Raw genomic sequence first — 18,713 nt, forward strand, 5'->3', positions numbered from 1 at the left:
TGACGATGGCTAGCGAGCAGCGTGCGAGTTGGCGTGCCGCGGCGTTGGCGTCTGCTGGGTGCACGATGTCGGCGGTGATGCCGGTGAGCGCTCGTTCGGTCCATCGTCTGTCGGCGCGGTTCATCAGTATTCCGACGAAGCGGTGGCCTTGGGATGCCAGTTGTTTTGTGGCGCCCGCTATCTGCTCGGCGACCTGTGCTGGATCTCGCCCCCACAGGTCGTCGCCGAATCCGAGGTTCAGTCCGATCAGTCCGTCTTCGGCGGCGACGTCGGGGCGGGGTAGCAGCAGCGCGGGGTCACCGGATACGTTGACGTCCAGGCCAGCTTCAGCGAGCAGTTGCGCACTTCGGGGGCCGCGCACGGAGACGGTGTGAAACTCTGAAAGTATCGGCACCCATCGTTTCAGCTCTCCTTTACCGGAGCCGCTACGGCGTCCGACAAAGCTGGGGTCTTCGACGCCGACGCCGATGGCGTAACTTCCGTTGTCTCGGGTCAGCGCCTGTCCGCGAGTGACCAATCGCCGCCAATGGCGCCGCCCGACAAGGGTGCCGCCGCCGACGACTTGGGTGCTGCGCCGCAGTGATCGGTTCAAACCTGTTGCCGCTGCATAGATCTTATCGCGGGGAAAGCGCGGTAGGTCCAGCACGGTTGCTCCGGGCAGCTGTGACCGCACAGCGTCGTAGATGGCATCGTCACCGATGTTGCCCATCCGCTGCCAACCCAGATACGCGACGAGCGCATCTGCAGGCGCCGCCAGATGGCGGCTCCTGTGGCTTGGCGGGATCGGACTAGCTGCCGGCAACGAACCGCACTATTCCATGCTTGCGGATCAGCTGGCGCGCAGCTTTGTTCTGCCACTTCGCCCGATTCTTGCCCCGAACGTCGATGTGGTGATGAATCACCCGGATACCCGGATCAAACTGTCGCTTGATGCCTTTTTTATCCAGGCGGATCGCGAAATCCTGGGCCTCGTGCGAGCGCAACGTGGGGTCGTAGCCGCCGGCCGCCTTGAAGACGTCGGAGTAGACGAGCATATTGCCCTCGTGAAGCCAGTAGGCAGGACGCGCCGTCGGTTCGTCCAGTACGTCAGGCCAGCCCGTCGCGATCGGACCTACCAAGCGATGCACTGTGCCGGCAAGGCGCGGCTTATGTCTCCAGTGGTCGATCAGTCTCGGAATGTTGGAGGTGACATTGCCCCAAAGCGAAAACGCCGCACCATAATTGCAGTATTCCTGACTGCCGTCGGGTCGGCTGACCAGTCCTCCGATCACGCCGACGTCTTGGCCGACGTAGCGTCCGGCAATCTCTCGTGCCACTGCAGGAATATCGGCCGTTCGCAATTCCATGTCGGCGTCGACGAAGTGGATCAGCGTCCCATCGTCGACCTGATCGATGATCTGGTTGCGATTAGCGCCCGCCCCGCGGTTCTCCGGACTGCGCACCAGTCGCACGTCATGACCGAATTCGTTGACAACGCCGACGCTGTCGTCGGTGGAGGCATCATCGAGCACAAAGATCCGGTCGTAGCGCTGAGCCAACAATTGCGGAATGAGTTCGCGCAGATGGCTTCCCATGTTGTAGTTGGGGACTGCCGCGACGACGGGTATCCGTTGAACCATGATTGTCACCTTCGAGGATCAGGAAGGTATCAAGCTGGTCAGCGACGTGATGATCGACTCGGCCGCGGTATCGAGGACCGACGTCTCGAATCCCGCTAGCAGCGGGTACAGCGCAAAGTCTGCCGCGATCGGCAGGCCGATCGCCTCGATTGGGTTGTTCAGGTTGTCCAGAACCAAGCTGATGTCGTATTCGGGCACACTGACCAACGCCGCCTGGAGGATGTCTTCGGTGGGTGCGATGGTGCCATATAACGCGGCACCCACCTCCGAAAGCGCACTGGCGATATCGTCCGGAACGGCGGCCAGGGCAGTGGGATCGGTCAACAGGTTCGACAACCCCGACAACACAGCATCGGGATCGAATAAGCTGCTCGAGGTGACCGACGACGAATCCGTCAGCCCGGAGAACAGCGATTCCAGCGACAGCGAAACGGGATTCGGCCCGGTGCCGGTGAAATCACCGATGAAATCCTCGATTCCAGCGACGGTACCGGTCTCCAAAAGCGCAGGAAGCTTTTCGAAATCAGCAAGGCTCGGGAAGAGCCCGAACTCGGTGGCATCGTTGGCCGCCGTGGTCGACCAGCCGTAATCGGGATCCCCGTACCCCAAATTCACCAGCGCGGTCAAATCCGGTTGGAGCAGATCGGCCAGTGGATTACCGAGGACGGGTATCTCGCGCAGCGGATCCAACAGCGGAAGGTCGTCCACCGGAATGATGTAGTAGTCGGTCAGACCTCCCGTCGTGGTCAATTGGACAGCCTGTGAAAGCTGCTCAGCCGTGAGGTTCGCATAGTCGAAGTGGACTTGGCTCTCGAAGGAATTGAGGTCCGACAGAATGTCGAGCGGGTAGCGCGGAAAATCGGCCCACGTGTCGTATTCCAGGGTGTAGATCGTGGTCACGTAGTCGTCGGATGGGGTCGCCCCGTAAAAGTCGACTCCCAGACTGGGCAGGTCCAGACCGGCAAAGCGCTCGAACAGCCCGCCATTGGGGTTCATCAGGTCACCGATCAGCACGAAGTTGACCTCGGAACTCGGAACGCCCTCTGCCTCAAGTTGTTCCATTTCGAGCGAGGCGATGACTGCGCTCTGTGAGTAGCCGAATACGCCCACCGGGGTGTCGGTAGAAATGTAGGGCTCGAGTGCGTTGTTCAAATTCGTCAGGCCCTCGGCCACCGACGCATCGAGCGTCTGCTCGTCGCCGCCAAGTGGGTAGAACTGCTCCGGGGTATACAGAGCGTCCGCGACGGCAGTGGGAAAAGTCGGCTGCCCGTCGAAGAGCGCCGTGGGCGGAAAGTAGAGACTTTGAACGGCGTCGATAAAGCTGTCGGTCGGCGTTGGCATGCCAGTGCCGCCCATGACCTCGAATGGCATCGAGGTGTCGTCGCCGACGTCAGCGTGGGCGCACGCCGGCGTCATCGTCGACGTCAGCGATAGCAGACCCGTGCCGGCGGTTGCCAGCATCCCAAACCACAGGCACCGAAACTTACCCTCAGTAGGACGCAAGACCACCCACCCCTTTCGCGATCATCATCGCACCGATTGCGCCAACGGCCGAGGCGAAGATCGGCCGCCGGTGAGCGCATAACCAACCGTGCATACCCATCACGATTGCCTCCGTCTTCGCCGGCGACACCAGATAGGTGACAAGCGGGATTTCGGTGATGGTGTATGCCACCAGTGTGAAAACCAGCGCGGCCGCCACTTGCATGCCTGCGGTCGCTCCGGAAGCCAGAATGACCAGCATTGCGCCCCAGAACTCGAGCAGCTGAGTCGATGTGCACATACCGGCGACGAACGGCATCCCGAGCGATCTTCGGTCAAGGACCGCCGTCCATGACAGTCGCGGAAGCACCAAGCGGGGCAACACTGCCGGTGCTTTTGCCGGCTCGATCGCCTGCGGGGTCGGATCACTGGCGGGCATCAGCGCATTAGCAGGCTGGCGCCCCGGGCGGGGCATCGCGAGCATTCCGGCTGCCGAGATGGCGAGCGCACCAACGGCAACTTCGACGGCCGGCACAGCAGGATGTGCCGCAATCGAATGTGTCAGCCTCACAACGGGAGCCAGGAAGTCGTCCAGGAGAAACAGCGCGGCCAGGGCGGCGCCGAAACCCGTAGCCATCAGACCAAACCAGTAGACCAACAGATTGGACAGCGGCCGCGGACGTGAAATCAGCAGGGCCATGATCCCGATCCGCACCGGATCGTGGGCGGCAGCGATCGCAAACAACAAAACTGCGCTCCACATCAGGCCACCCGCCTCACGGTGGCGGCGTATTCCAGGAGATCGGCGGTCGTGCTGACGCTGACCTCGGGCGCGGTCATGTGACTGGCGACCGCGTGGGCCCTGGCGACGCATCCGGGGGCAAGGATGGACTGCAGATCAGCGACGAGCGAACGCTGGGTCGTGGCCGAGAAGCGCCGGGAAGAACCGACTTTGAGGCGTCGGATCTGAGCGGCCCAGATCGGCTGGTCGGCCGTCACCCACAGAATCAATGTGGGGATGCCTGCCCGCATGCCTGCCGCCGTGGTACCGGCGCCACCATGATGCACCACCGCCCGACACAACGGGAGAATGGCCGCATGGTTCGCGGCACGAACAAGCCTTACGTCGTCGCGGTCGGGGATGTCGGTGAAGTCGTTTGGCCCAGCGCAGATCAACGCCCTCGTGCCCAGCTGCGCACACGCCCCGCTGATCATCGCGACGGTATCGGCAAATGATGCCAACGGCATGCTGCCAAATCCGAAGTAGATGGGCGACGCGCCGTCGGCAATCCAGGACACAACTTCGTCGTCAGCATCCGACGGGCGGGCGACGGTGAGGGCGCCGACGAAGGGTCGTCGGCCGTGCCATTTCGCCCATTCGGCTGCCAAACCGGGGAAGCAGAGCGCGTCGTAGGCCTGGATATCCAGCGACTCCCGATCCATGATCCGTCGCGTCGAGTTCGATGTCGCCTTGGAAAGGCCCAGTCGACGGCGCTGAGCGTCCTCCGCGGCATTCGTCATGCGCCAATGCAGCCACCACAGTGCCGATACCGCGGAACGGGTCATCGGCGATGGCAGCATCGGAAGAAGCTGCCCGTTGGCCCGAACCGGGAAGCAATGAAGGCCCGCGAGCGGAATGTCGTAATACTCTGCGACATTCGCGGCCAGGCCCTGTTGGATCATGCCGGTCAACAGCAGATCGGCACCCTCCGCCAGTGATGCCAGCGTGTCACCCATCTCGGCCCAGACTTGGTTGAGCTGCTCCTTGGCCGCGCGCACCACGCGTATCGGTGTCTTGGCGTTCCAGAAGTTGTGCACGAAATCCTCGCCGTGCATCGCCTGGGCGTCCGGCCCATAGGGAACCGCGGAAAGCCCGGTGGACTGGACGAAGCCGAGCATGTCGGGTGGGGCCGCGATGCGCACCTCGTGCCCGCGGTGCCGTAGCTCGATACCCACTGCGGCGCAAGGCTCGACATCGCCGCGAGTTCCATGCACCGCCAGAGCGAATTTCATCGGGTTCACCTCCTACCGCGAGAAGAGGTTGGGGATACGGGCTACCGAGTATTGGTCTTCGAAGGGCTCGTGGTCGTCGGCCGCCGTGATCCAGTCAGGAGAATCTTCATCAACCGTCGGCAGCGCCGGCGATTTACCCGGCTTCAGCCGAGGAAACCGTCGACGCGTCCGGTTCTTCGATGCGGCAACGGCTTTGATGTCGACCGCGGGTTCGCCTTCGATCGTAGTCTCGGTGTGCGCTGTCGGCACGCCGTCGCGATTCGTTGTCGACGGATCGTCTGGAACGGCTTCATTTGTCGTTAGGTAACGGTCACGCTTCCGGGGCGTATGCGTCTGCGGACGGAATCGTGACGGCCACCAGTTCGCCGGGCCGATCAGCGCCGCAATCGCAGGTACGGTGACCGTGCGGACCAGGAAGGTGTCCAGCAAGATTCCCATGCCCAGAACGAAACCGGCCTGAACCATCATGCTGATGCTGGCCAGCAGCAGCCCGAACATCGAGGCCGCGAAGATCAGGCCCGCCGCGGTGATAACCCCGCCGGTGGACGTCACCGTGCGAATGACACCGAATCGCACGCCGTGCGGAGACTCGTCACGGATCCGTGAGATCAGCAGCAGGTTGTAGTCCGCGCCGACGGCGACCAGGATGATGAAGGTCAGTCCTGGCACACTCCAGTGCAGTTCCTGGCCAAGGATGAATTGAAATGCGATGACGCCGATGCCGAGCGCCGACAAGTAGGAAATCACCACGGACAGGATGAGATACAGCGGTGCAACGATTGCCCGCAGCAACGCGATCAGGATCATGAACACGATGACGATGGTCGCGATGATGATGAACCGGAAGTCATTGTTGTAATAGTCGCGGGTGTCCCGAAGCCCGACCGAGATCCCGGCGAGGGAGACCTTGGCATCCGCCAAGCTGGTATTCGGCTGGGCCTGATGAGCGGTGTCGGTGATCTCATTGACCTGGTCCATCGCGGCCACGCTGAAAGGATTCAACTTGGTTTGCACCAGATACCTCGCGGAGTGGCCGTCCGGGGATATGAAAAGCCCTGCGGCCTTTTTGAAATCAGCTTGGGTCATGATCTGCGGGGGGATGAAGAATCCCGCCATCTGAGGTGAGGAAGCACCCTGCTTCATCGCGAGCAAGAACCCCGACGCGTCGGTCAAACCCGCACCCATGTGCCGGGTTTGGTCTACGAGTTCCTGGACGCCGCCCGCCAGTTGGCGGCTGCCGTCTGCGAGCTGCTCGGCTCCGTGCTGGAGTTCATCGAGCTTGCCCGGTATGCCACCAGGATTAGAGCCCGCCACCGACCGCATGCCGTTGGCGGCAGTCTTGACTGCTCGTAGCAAGCCCTGCGTGGTCGTCCGCAACGAGTCGGCGCCCTCTGTCGTTTGCAATTGCTTGGCCAGATCGGCGAGGTCGTTCAACGCTCCACTGTCGCGGGCATCGGCCAAGCGCCTCAACTGTTCCCGGGACGCAACGCAATCGGGGTTCAAGGAGCAGACCGGGGTGGCGTCGAGCGCAGCCAGGATAGGACCCGCCCATCCGGCAGTGTTGCTGATGTCTTGAATGTTCACACTGAGCGAGCCACCGAGCGTGTGCATTTCGTTGACCAATTTGATGGCGTTGTCGATCTGGTCAAACGTCTTTCCGTTGCCCACTTGCTTGTCGAGGAGCGTCAGCGCGTCGACCACACCCCGGACGCCGGTCATCGCCTGGCCGACTTGATCCCGCACCTGACCAAGGGCATCGGCCAGTTGGTCGGCACCGTTGGTCAGCTTGCTGAGGTCGCCGTTGTGCTCGTGGATGTTTTGGGAAGCGTCGTTGAGCTTGCTACCCACTTCACCCGCTTGCCAGGCCAACCTGGCCTGCTCCAACGACTCGCCCATCGGCCGGGTGATGCCCCGGACAAGTGCGACACCTGGCACCTGGCTGACCCGCGAGGCCATCTGTTCCATATCGGCAAGAGCTTTGGGATCACGCAGGTCGTGTGGCGACTGGACGAAAAGGTACGCCGGGATGATCGAATCCAACGGAAAATGGCGGCTCATCACGTTGTATCCCGCGGCGCTCTCGACCGTGTCGGGCAAGGTCTTGCGGTCGTCGTAGTTGTAGCGCGCGAAACTTGCGCACGTTGCCAGAATGGCGAGCAGCACCAAACCGGCAGCGAGATGGACTTTGGGCCGGCGCACGATCCGGACACCGGATCTTCGCCACAACCGTGTAGTGAGTTCGCGTCTCGGATTGATCCAGCCCCGTCTGCCGATCAGCACCAAAATTGCGGGCAGCAAGGTCACCGCTGCCGCAAAAGCGACGAAGATCGCGATCGCCAGCGCCGGACCAACCGTGGAAAACACCGGCAGCCGGGTGAAGATCATCGCGAAGAACGTGACCGCCACCGTCGCTGCCGACGCAGCGATCACCTTGCCGATGGACTCCAGCGCCCGCTGCACCGCTTCGTCTGACGGTGCGCCCATGCGCACGTAATCGTGATAGCGGCTGATCAGGAAGACGGCGTAATCGGTTCCGGCGCCGAACATTATCGCTGTCATGAAGACCAGGGTCTGACTCGAGATGCCGAGACCCAATTCCGCAGCACCGGCCAGAATGCCTTGGGCGGCAGCCAGCGATATACCGATGGTGATCAGCGGCACCAGCATCGTGATGGGATTGCGGTAAACGACAAGCAGGATGAGTAGCACCAGTACGGTGGTGCCGATCTCGATCACGTGGATGTCCCGCTCGCTGATCTCGGTGAGATCCTCGGCGGTGGCCGCGGGCCCAGCCATGTTGGCATTGAGCGTCGATCCCGCGACTGTGTTCTTGACCAGCCCGGTGACATTTTGATAAGAGACCCGGCCCTGCGGTGAGCCAGCGTTTCCGACCAGGCTGACGGGTAGATACCAAGCCTTGTTGTCTTTGGCGGTAAAGACTTCGCGCAATTCTTTGGTCGACAAGAAGTCCTGCAACGCCACGACGTCGCGGGTGTCTTGACGCAATTTGTCGACAAGGGCACGGTAAGTGCCTTCGTCGGCCGGGCTCAATCCTTTCTCATCGCTGAGAACGACCAACACGATGTTGTCGGATCCCTTGTCGTGGAACGCATTGACGATCTCTCGAGTCGTCACCATCACCGGGGAGTCGTCAGGCAGCATTTGGGGTTGCTTTGTTGCCGCGACCACCGCAAGCGGCGGCAACGTCAACGCCAGCACCGCCGCCAACGCAATCCAGAAGCCGATGAACACCAACGGCATACGCACCGCGAGCTTTGCCAACCGCCGGTAGATGTTTCCCGCGGCAGCAAAAGCCTGTGTACTAGGTAACCGAATCTTCATATCGCGGAACGCAGAAAGCCGTTCTCCTCACCTCTGTCAGTTTCTGGCAATCAGGCGACAGCGGCGTCGGCCTGGAGCATCACTACTTCACGACCGCATGCGACACGCAGGTATACCGACTTCAGCGCTGCCAGATAGCGGGTAACCGATGCTCGCGCGATCGGATTGTTCGGGAACAATACCGCCGCGTGAGTTTCGCTCTCGAACCGATTGACCCGTATGTCGAATTGTGCTGGAACGCCGCCATCGTGGTAGATCCTGGCGTTGGATCCGTCCAGATGCGAGTTGACGAGGGCCGAAAGCGGCGGAATTCCGGCGTCGAGGAAGAACAACAGGGGGACACGCCCGTTCGGCCTTTTAAGCCACGGCGCCAATTCAAGCACCCGGCCCCACGGCACGCTCGCCAACTCCTTGCCGGAGTCGAACGATGCCTGCGCGGCGCAGGCGGTCTCGCCGAAGGTCGCCCCGATGGGCACCGTGATCGGCGCGAAGCCGGTGTACCACCCCGTCGTCACGAAGTCCGTCGGGACGCTCCGGGTGTCCGTAGCGGTCAGCCCGTAATAGGTTCGCTCGCCGGTCAATTCATAGTCGGCCAGTGCGGCGCAGGCGAAGACGCCGCCGCTGAACCGGGCCCCCGCTGCCAGGCAAGCTGCCTCGAACGCGGCCGTCTGGCGCTCATCCAAAAGGGTCGTGCTCATCAGATCGGTAGGAGCCGAATCGCCCAGCTCCAACCGGCAATGTGGCAGGGTGGCCCCGTTGCTCTCCAGGAAATCGAGCCAGGCACGCACCTGTGGCGACTCCAGGGTGAGTGCCGACAGGCTTTCGTGCTGCCGGCTGCAGTACTCCAGGTAGCTCCCCGGCTGCGGCAACCGCAGCGGCGCACCGCCGCTGACCAATGTCTGGTACATCATGTGCAGCTCGGTGAACATCATCCCGATGAACATCGCATCGATGTACAGATGGTCGACAACCACACAAAATGTGAAGTGATCCGCTTGCTGAATCAGCATGAAGCGCAGGCAGTCCCACTGCAGCGGGCTCGGAGTGGCCAGTATCTTGCGGTGCAGGTCCTCAGGGTCCATCCGGCCATGTCTGGTCGCGACGAACTCGATGTCGCTGGCGTTGGGGATGGTCCGCCGGACGATGCTGGCGTCGTCGGTGTATTCAAACCAGTTGCGGTAGGTGTCGTGCCGGTGCAGGTGAGCATTGATCACGTAGGTCATGGCGCGCAGATCGCAGCGTCCCGGTATGTCCCACGCCGCGATGCACAGCCGCGCCATATCGAGTCCCTGGTCGGAGTACTCGCGATAGCTCCGCAGGTGTTCACTCTGCATATAGCTGGCCGGCACGTCACTGGACGGCGCCTCCCTGGCTTTCGCGAGTGAGGCGGGCGACGGATCCCACGACACCACCGAACCCCGTTCGGGCATCCAGTCATAGATCGGGCCGACGTTCACCTTCCCGAGTCCGAGCACGTTGACTCCTTCCGCATTTGTTCAATGGTTCGTGACAACAGACCCGCCGGTTACGACCGCAGCGCAGCATCCTCTTTGGGAGTCAGCTTTTCCCGCAGCACCTCGGCCAACCCGCGCACCGTCGTGATGTCGGTGGATGTGATGCGTATGCCCGTCTCGGTCTCGATGCGGGTACGCAACTCGAGGTTGCCGAGTGAGTCAACGCCGTACTCCGATAGCGAACGGTCGGGGTCGACGCTGCGGCGCAGGATCCGGCTGATCTGATCGGAGATCAGCCGTCGAAGCCGCCCGGCCCACTCTTCGATTGGGAGTGCCTTCAGCTCTGCGAGGAATTCGCTTGCGCCCCTGCGGCTTTGCCCAGATGCGCGGAACGCCTCCGCGAACTTGCTGCGCTGAGCGAAAGCGATCAACCACGGTGCTCCCGTCACCGGTGCGTATCCACTGTAAGCACGGTCGTGGCTGAGCAGTGCGTGGAATGCGTAGGCGCCTTCGTCCGGAGCGATTGCGGCACCGGAGCTTTCCGCCATTGCGGTGGCCCGACCGATCTCCGCCCACGCCCCCCATGCGATCGCAGTCGCAGGCAGGCCCTGAGCACGACGCCAGTGCGTGAACCCGTCCAGCCAGCTGTTGGCTGCCGCGTAAGCGCCCTGTCCCGGTGAACCGACCAGCGCTGCCGCCGAGGAAAACGAGCAGAACCAATCCAGCGGCTGGCCCGCCGTCGCGCTGTGCAGATTCCACGCACCGTACACTTTGGGCGCCCAGTCACGTTCGACGAGCTCGTCGGTGACGTTGGCCAAGGTCGCGTCTTCCACGACGGCCGCCGCATGCAGAACTCCGCGCACCGGAATTCCGGTTGCGGTGGCCAGCTGCACCAACCGATCGGCCGTGGCGGGTTTCGCGATGTCATCGCAATCCACCACGACGTCGGCGCCGATGGCCCGGATGAGCTCAATTGTCTCCAGCGCCTTCAGCGTTGGCTGCGACCGCGAGGTCAGCACGATACGCCCGCAGCCGGCGGTAGCCATCTTCTCGGCGAGGAACAAGCCCAAACCACCCAGCCCACCGGTGATGATGTAGGCGCCGTCGGCCCGGAACACCGGAGCCTGATCCGGAGGAACCACCGCCTGGACACTGCCGGTCCGCGGGATATCCAGCACCAGCTTGCCGGTGTGCTGGGCACCGCTCATCGTCCGAATGGCGGTAGCTGCGTCGGCGAGCGGGTAGTGCGTGCTTTGCGGCAGCGGCAGCACACCTTCTGCGGTGAGCCGGTAGACGGTATCCAGTATGCCCCGGACCTTTTCGGGATGGCTGATTGACATCAGGCCCAGGTCGACGGCGTAGAACGCAAGGTTGCGACGGAACGGAAAGAGGCCCAGGCGGCTGTCACCGTAGATGTCGCGCTTGCCGATTTCGACGAAACGCCCGCCGAAGGCCAGCAGTTCCAGACCGGCGCGCTGCGCGGCGCCGGTAACGGAGTTGAGGACGATGTCGACACCGTAACCGTCGGTGTCGCGGCGGAGCTGGTCGGCGAACTCAATGCTGCGTGAATCGTAGGCATACTTGATGCCCATCTCCCGCAACAGTTCCCGACGTGCCTCGCTGCCGGCGGTGGCAAAGATCTCCGCCCCGGCGGCGCGGGCTATCGCGATGGCGGCCTGGCCCACCCCGCCGGTCCCGGAATGGATGAGCACCCGGTCGCCCTTGTCGATTCGGGCCAGATCGTGCAGCCCGTACCAGGCGGTGGCGTACGCGGTGGTGATCGCGGCAGCTTGTTCGTCGGCGAGCGATTGCGGCAGCGTAACCGCAAGCCGCGCGTCAGCGTTGACGAACGTGGCCCAGCAGCCGTTCGGCGATATACCGCCGACGTGGTCTCCGACCTGGTGCGTGGTGACGCCGGGTCCGACCGCGGTGACCACCCCAGCGAAGTCGGTTCCCGTTCGAGGAAGCCGTCCCTCGAAGCTGGGGTAGCGGCCATAGGCGACCAGCACGTCGGCGAAGTTGATGCTCGATGCTTTCACCGCGACCTCGATTTCCCCGGGCCCAGGCGGAATGCGGTCGAACGCTGCCAGCTCCATCGAGTCCAGGTCTCCGGGCGTACGGACCTGCAACCGCAATCCGTCGTGCTCGGGATGCACGGTGGCGGTATGCCTTTCGTCAGGCCGTAGCGGGGTGTTGGACAGCCGGGCGACGTACCACCGACCGTCGCGCCACGCGGTCTCATCCTCGTCGGACCCGCTCAACAGTTGTTGCGCGAGCTGGCCGGTGTCGGTGTCGGCTGCGAGATCGATCTGGGTGGTACGCAGGTGTGGATGTTCGGAGCCGATCACCCGGATCAAGCCGCGTAGGCCGGCCTGCTCGAGATTGGGTCGGTCGCCTGCCACCACTGTCTGGGCCCGCTGGGTAATGACGTAGAACCGCGGCGGCTCGCCAGGGGCGTCAGGCAGTTCGCGCGCGATGCGCACCAGATGTTCGACATACTCGCGGCCCCGAGATGCGAATTGATCGTCCCCGGTGGGATTCTCGGGCCCGACCACGACCACCACGCCGTTGAACTCGCGGTCGGCCAGGTGCAAGCCCAGTTGCTCGGCCTTGGTGCCGTGGTCGGCGTCGTGCGGCCACGACAGCGTGGTCGGTGGTGCGTCGAGGAGCGTCAGCGCATCAGTCAAGCCGGCCGCCAGCACGTCGTCGCCGGTCGACGCGTTGATCAGTAGCCACGGCCCGGACTCGGTATCGGCGGACTCGGGCAGCGTGCGTTGCTGCCATTCGATGGTCAGCAGCCGCTCACCGAGTACGCGGTCTGCGGTTTCGGATGCCGCGTTGCCCAGTCTCAGACCGGATACGGTCAGCAAGACGGTACCGTTCTCGTCCAAGACATCGAGATCAGCCTCGACCGAGTTGATGTCGACCGCGGTCACCCGTGTGTAGCAGTACCGCGCGTTGCGGGTGGCGTCGTAGGCGCGCAGCTCACGCACGCCCAAGGGCAACAGTAGGCCGGTGCCGGCGGCGCCTTGGACATCGGGATGGACCGCGACGGACTGGAAGCAAGCGTCGAGCAGCGCAGGGTGCACGCCGTAGGCGTCGTGCTGTGAGCGGATCGACCGCGGCAACGCCACCTCGGCCAGCACAGTCGAAACTGCTTCTGTACCAGTGCGGGTCGACGTCAGCCCGGTGAATGCCGGTCCGTACTGGATGCCACGGTCATCGAACCATCGCCGCATCTCGGATCCCTCAATGAGGCGGGGATGCTCGGCCAGCAGCGCGGCAATGTCGCGTACCGGCGGCCGCTCTCTGGCGTCCACCGAGCCGAGCACTGCACTGGCTCGCCGCAGATGTTCGCCGTCCCGGTCGGTCTGGACGACAAAATTGACGACGCCTGGGGAAACCACCGTGGCGATGCCGTCGACCCGGGTCTTTTCGTCCAACAACAACATTTGCTCGAAGCGGACGTCGCGAACCTCCGACGCCGCACCGAATACTGTGCGCGCCGCAGCCAGCGCCATCTCGCAGTAGGCCGCCCCGGGAAGGGCCGCGACATTGTGCACCTGATGGTCTCCCAGCCATGGCAGGGCATCGGTGCCTATTTCGCTCTCCCAGGCGTGGCGTTCGGGCTCCTCATGCAAACGAACGTGCGAACCCAACAGCGGATGCACCGAAACCGTGCGGCTGCCGTGTGTCGGCGATTCGTGCCCTCCGCGACTCAACAACAGCGGCCGGCGGGTCCAGGTCGGCAGCGGCGCGTCGACCAGGTGCCCGACCGGGTAGAGCGCCGCGAAATCAATTGCGGCGCCGGCGCAATACAGGTCGACCAGCAATCCGAGCATCCCGTGCGGCATCGGCTGCTCGCGACGCATGCCGGCGAGCGCGACCGCCGGCACGTCGACGCTCTTGCCGGTCTGCTCGACGGCGTAGGTGAGCAGCGGATGTGGAGCCAGCTCCGCGAAGACCCGGTAGCCGTCCTCCATGGCCGCCTGTACCGCGGCGGCGAACCGCACCGTGTGCCGCAAATTGTCGGCCCAGTAGTCGGCGTCGCACACCGGCTGCTCACGAGGGTCGAACAGCGTTGCCGAGTAATAGGGAATTTCAGGTGTCGACGGACGCAAGTCGACCAAAGCGTCCAGCAGATCGTCGAGGATCGGATCGACCTGCGGCGAGTGGGACGCGACGTCGACGGCCACTTCGCGGGCCATCACATCGCGCTCCTGCCAGGCAGTGACCAACTCGCGAACCGTCTCGGTGGCACCGCCGATCACCGTGGACTGGGGCGACGCCACCACTGCCACCACGACATCGTGTACGCCGCGTGCCATCAGCTCTGAAAGCACCTGCTGGGCGGGCAATTCCACCGAGGCCATTGCTCCGGAGCCGGCAATGGTGGACATCAGTCGCGAGCGCCGGCAGATCACCCGGGCACCATCTTCCAGCGACAGTGCTCCCGAGACCACGGCGGCGGCCGACTCACCCAGCGAATGCCCGACGACTGCACCGGGAAGCACCCCGTGCGCCTTCATGGTCGCGGCCAGCGCGGTCTGCACAGCGAACAGGGTCGGCTGGACCCGGTCCACGCCGGTGACCGTCTCGGGCGCCGACATCGCCTCGGTCACCGAAAAGCCTGCCTCGCTTGCGATCAGCGGCTCTACCTCGGCGACTGCGGCGGCGAACACCGGCTCGGCGGCCAGCAGCCGGGCACCCATCGCGGCCCACTGCGAGCCCTGTCCGGAGAACACCCACACCGGTCCCCGGTCGTCTTGACCGACTGCCGGAGGGTGAGGTGTGTCACCGTCGGCCAATTCGCGCAGCGACTGCACCAACTCGTCGGTGGTGGCGGCAATCACCGCCGCGCGCACCGGACGATGACCACGCCGGCGGGCCAGCGTGTAGGCCAGGTCCGGCAGTGCGACGTCGTCTGTGTGTGCGGTCGCCCAGTCGGCCAGCCGCCCGGCGGTCCTGCGTAGCTCGTCTTCTGAGCTCGACGACAGCGCGAACAGCAACGGCGTGGCGACCGCGGATCCGTTCCGCTTTTCCGGAAGTGCCTGTGCCGGTGCCTCTTCGAGGATCACGTGCACGTTGGTGCCGGACAGCCCATAGGACGACACGGCTGCCCGTCGCGCGTGCCGACCGTTGGTCGACCACGGGGTGGTCGTCTGAGGCACGAACAATTGGGTGTTGATCCGGCTGAGCTCGTCGGGCAGGCGGTCGAAGTGCAGGTTCGGCGGAACGACACCGTGCTGCAGTGCCAAGACCGTTTTGACCAGGCTCAGCGTCCCGGAAGCCGCCTGCGCATGTCCGAAGTTTGTCTTCACCGACGCCAGCGCGCACGGGCCTTCGGTGCCGTAAACGTTGGCCAGGCTGGTGTATTCGATCGGATCGCCCACCGGTGTACCAGGGCCGTGCGCTTCGACCATGCCCACGGTTCGGGGGTCGACCCCCGCGGCGGCCAATGCGTTGCGGTAGACCACTGTTTGAGCGGTTGCCGACGGTGTGGCGATGTTGACGGTTCGGCCATCCTGGTTGGCAGCGCTGCCGCGTATCACCGCCAGAATGCGGTCGCCGTCGCGTTGGGCGTCGGCCAACCGCTTGAGCAGCACGACCGCGCATCCCTCGGAGGCCACGAAGCCGTCCGCGGCAGCGTCGAAGGCATGGCAGCGTCCGGTCGGAGAGAGCATGCCTTGCGCCGAGCCCGAAGAATATTTTCGCGGGTCCAGGATCACGCTGGCGCCGCCGGCCAGGGCCAGATCGCTTTCGCCGTCGTGCAGATTCCGGCAGGCCATGTGTACGGCGAGCAAACCAGAGGAGCACGCCGAGTCCAGCGTCATGGCCGGGCCGTGAACGCCCAAGGCGTAGGCGATGCGTCCGGACGCCAGGCTGAAGGTGGTGCCGGTAAAGCCATAGGGGCCCTCCACCGAGTGCGCGTCGGCGGCGAGCAACTGATAGTCGCCGTGCGTCAAGCCGACGAAGACACCGGTCAACGAATTCGCGATGCTGGCCGGGCTGACACCGGCGTGCTCCATCGCCTCCCACGAGGTTTCCAGCAGCAAACGATGCTGCGGGTCGATCGCAGTCGCCTCTTGCTCGTTGATCCCGAAGAATTCGGAGTCGAAGCCGCCGACATCCTCGATAAATGCGCCCCAGCGCGATACCGATCGGCCCGGGACCCCCGGCTCCGGGTCGTAAAACTCTTCGGCATCCCACCGGTCCGGAGGAATTTCGGTGACCAGGTCGTCACCTCGCAGCAAAGCTTCCCACAGCAGGTCCGGAGAATCGATACTCCCGGGTAGCCGGCACGCTATGCCGATAATTGCAACCGGAGTGGTTCTTGTTTTACCTTGGGCGAGCAAGACATGAGCCGAACCCGGGTTCACCGAACGGTCATGAATCGTGTCAAAAGCGGTCAATTCCCCTCCTAATAGCAATGGCTAGAGTGGGCTACTGCGGACTCGGGCCTGAGTGTAAAGCTTGTCCCGCCGCGTTGCAGGCCTCTACGTTGACGTCAATTTTGCGGAACGTTCTGGTGAATGCTTTCTTGCATGTCAGGGGCGTGCGGGACAAACGGACGTTATTCGACATACATCCAGCACGAACATCCTACGGGCTGGATCGTTACATAATCGTGATGTTATTCTGGAGTTCCGTCAACTCGGGAGACGGTTATTTATCCGGGTCTTAACTGATTCTCAGCGGCGTTTCAGCCAGCCCGTTTTCGTTGCGCACTCTTAACGCAGGAGGCGCTTTAATAGTTGCCTTTCCGAGCCGGTTGTTGTATACGCGACGGCGAAGTCAAATTGGTTCTGCCGGACTCGAAATGCCTCACTTTCGGTATGCCGGGTCTGATTGACATATCAATCAGTATTTCGGGCACATCACATTGACATGCGAATCAGTAATTCGTAGCGTCTTTGCGATGCGAACTAGGGCGGCCGAAATGCTCGGCGTGGAGTTTCCGATCTGTGCGTTCTCTCACTGCCGAGACGTGGTGGCGGCCGCCTCCAATGCCGGCGGACTGGGCATCCTCGGTGCCGTCGGGCACAGCCCCGACCGTCTGGAGAGCGAGCTGAGCTGGATCGAACAGCAGACCGCCGGCAAGCCCTACGGCGTTGATCTGTTGTTGCCGCCCAAATATGTGGGCGCCGAGCAGGGCGGGATCGACGCCGAGCAGGCCCGCGAGCTGCTTCCCGAGGAGCATCGCGAGTTCGTCGACGACCTGCTGGTCCGTTACGGCATCCCGCTGCCCACCGACGAGAAGCGCCGTCCGCCAGGTGATCTGAACATCTCGCCCAAGGGCTACGAACCATTGCTCGACGTTGCGTTCGCCCACCGTATCCGGCTGATCGCGAGTGCACTGGGATCGCCGCCGGCTGAATTGGTCACCCGTGCGCACGACGACGACGTACTGGTGGCCGCGCTGGCCGGAACCACGAAGCACGCGCTGGGGCATGCTGCGGCCGGTGTCGACCTGATCGTTGCTCAGGGCACCGAGGCCGGCGGACACACCGGCGAGGTGGCGACGATGGTGCTCGTTCCCGAGGTGGTCGACGCGGTGGCCCCGGTGCCGGTGCTGGCGGCGGGCGGCATCGCCCGGGGCCGCCAGATCGCCGCGGCGCTGGCGTTGGGCGCCGAAGGTGTGTGGTGCGGTTCGGTATGGCTGACCACTGAGGAAGCGGAGACTCTGCCTGTCGTGAAAGACAAGTTCCTGCACGCGACGTCGTCGGACACGGTGCGATCGCGATCGCTGACCGGAAAGCCCGCGCGCATGCTGCGTACCGCGTGGACCAAGGAGTGGGAGCGGGCCGACAGCCCCGACCCGCTGGGCATGCCGCTGCAGAGCGCCCTCATTGGAGATCCGCAGCGGCGCATCAATCAGGCTGCCGCGCAACCTGATTCGAGGGCCCGAGATCTCGCTACCTACTTCGTCGGCCAGGTTGTCGGCTCGATGAACAAAGTGCAGCCGACCGCCACGGTGGTGTTGGACATGGTTACCGAATTCATCGATGCCGTTGGTCGTCTCAACGAGTTGGTCGACCAGTGAGCGACGGCGCGGGCACCCGCAGGCGCCGTGCGGTCAGCAAAGAAGACAAGTCGAAGCGGCGCGCTGAGATCATGGCCGCAGCCAAGAAAGTTTTCGCGCGCAACGGTTTTCACGCCACGACTATCGCCCACATTGCCAAGGAAGCGGGGTTGTCCTACGGGTCGGTCTACTGGTATTTCGACTCGAAGGACGAGCTCTTCCATGCGTTGATGTCCGCTGAGGGTGAAGCCTTACGCACCTACATCGCGGCGCCGCTGGCCGCCACCGGCCAACGGCCTGACAAGGACTGGGAGCCGCTCCGCGTGACGGTGCGGGCCGTTCTGGAGTTTTTCGAGGCGGACAAGGCGGTCACCAAACTTTTGCTGCGCGACGCCTACGCGCTCGGCGACCAGTTCGAGAAGCACCTCGGCAGCATCTACGAGCGTTTCATCGACGACATCGAGAAGCACATGATCGTCGCCCAGGAGCTCGGGACGGTGATCAACGCCCCGCCCCGGATGCTGGCCTTCAGCCTGGCGGCGCTGATCGGTCAGCTGGCGCATCGCCGGCTGACCACCGATGACGGCGTGACCGCGGGCGAAGTCGCAGATATGGTTGTCTCGTTTTCCCTCAACGGGCTGCGGCCCCGGGAGAGCTGACATACTCGGCCAGACTAGACCGCGCCGGCCGGATAACGGCTGTTCAGCACGGTTCGTAGTGCTCTGGGATTTCCTGGGCGTGGCGAATTGACCTCGGCGGAATGTTCATGCATCATCGATA

At 63.6% G+C, this 18,713-nt stretch carries 10 protein-coding genes; 2 read left to right on the plus strand and 8 right to left on the minus strand.

The genetic code is table 11. The features are described from left to right. The 8 genes from VGG53_RS20260 to pks2 form a co-directional block, all read right to left on the minus strand. A partial coding sequence (locus VGG53_RS20260; RefSeq protein WP_331519882.1) for a polysaccharide pyruvyl transferase family protein occupies positions 1-709 on the minus strand: 709 nt, incomplete at its 3' end. 79 nt (positions 710-788) lie between these two features. Beyond that, positions 789-1,619 carry a glycosyltransferase family 2 protein gene (locus tag VGG53_RS20265; RefSeq protein WP_331519883.1) on the minus strand — a complete coding sequence of 277 codons (831 nt, stop codon included), beginning with the start codon at positions 1,617-1,619 and terminating at the stop codon, positions 789-791. A gap of 18 nt (positions 1,620-1,637) precedes the next feature. Next, positions 1,638-3,080 carry a PE-PPE domain-containing protein gene (locus VGG53_RS20270; RefSeq protein WP_331519884.1) on the minus strand — a complete coding sequence of 481 codons (1,443 nt, stop codon included), beginning with the start codon at positions 3,078-3,080 and terminating at the stop codon, positions 1,638-1,640. A 28-nt stretch (positions 3,081-3,108) separates the two neighbouring features. Continuing rightward, on the minus strand, positions 3,109-3,864 hold the full coding sequence (locus VGG53_RS20275; protein WP_331519885.1) for a GAP family protein: 756 nt from the start codon (positions 3,862-3,864) through the stop codon (positions 3,109-3,111). Continuing rightward, positions 3,864-5,114 (minus strand): glycosyltransferase, encoded by a 1,251-nt coding sequence (locus tag VGG53_RS20280; protein WP_331519886.1) that lies wholly within the window; start codon positions 5,112-5,114, stop codon positions 3,864-3,866. The genes VGG53_RS20275 and VGG53_RS20280 overlap by 1 nt, the downstream gene beginning before the upstream one ends. 12 nt (positions 5,115-5,126) lie before the next feature. Further along, positions 5,127-8,456 (minus strand): RND family transporter, encoded by a 3,330-nt coding sequence (locus tag VGG53_RS20285; protein WP_331519887.1) that lies wholly within the window; start codon positions 8,454-8,456, stop codon positions 5,127-5,129. A 50-nt stretch (positions 8,457-8,506) separates the two neighbouring features. Then, positions 8,507-9,886, minus strand: a complete 1,380-nt coding sequence (locus VGG53_RS20290) for a condensation domain-containing protein (RefSeq protein ID WP_331519988.1) — start codon at positions 9,884-9,886, stop codon at positions 8,507-8,509. Positions 9,887-9,981: 95 nt separating this feature from the next. Continuing rightward, the gene (gene pks2, locus VGG53_RS20295) at positions 9,982-16,290 is read right to left on the minus strand and encodes a sulfolipid-1 biosynthesis phthioceranic/hydroxyphthioceranic acid synthase (RefSeq protein ID WP_331519989.1); all 6,309 of its coding nucleotides are present in this window, start codon (positions 16,288-16,290) and stop codon (positions 9,982-9,984) included. A 539-nt stretch (positions 16,291-16,829) separates the two neighbouring features. Between pks2 and VGG53_RS20300 the strand changes: the two genes are divergently transcribed. Together VGG53_RS20300 and VGG53_RS20305 are read left to right on the plus strand one after the other, a co-directional pair. Then, the gene (locus VGG53_RS20300; RefSeq protein WP_331519888.1) at positions 16,830-17,954 is read left to right on the plus strand and encodes an NAD(P)H-dependent flavin oxidoreductase; all 1,125 of its coding nucleotides are present in this window, start codon (positions 16,830-16,832) and stop codon (positions 17,952-17,954) included. Continuing rightward, a complete protein-coding gene (locus tag VGG53_RS20305; RefSeq protein ID WP_331519889.1) occupies positions 17,951-18,592 on the plus strand; it encodes a TetR/AcrR family transcriptional regulator in 642 nt (213 codons plus the stop codon). The genes VGG53_RS20300 and VGG53_RS20305 overlap by 4 nt, the downstream gene beginning before the upstream one ends. Positions 18,593-18,713: the final 121 nt, after the last annotated feature.

This window comes from Mycobacterium sp., from assembly GCF_036490025.1.
Classification (GTDB): domain Bacteria; phylum Actinomycetota; class Actinomycetes; order Mycobacteriales; family Mycobacteriaceae; genus Mycobacterium.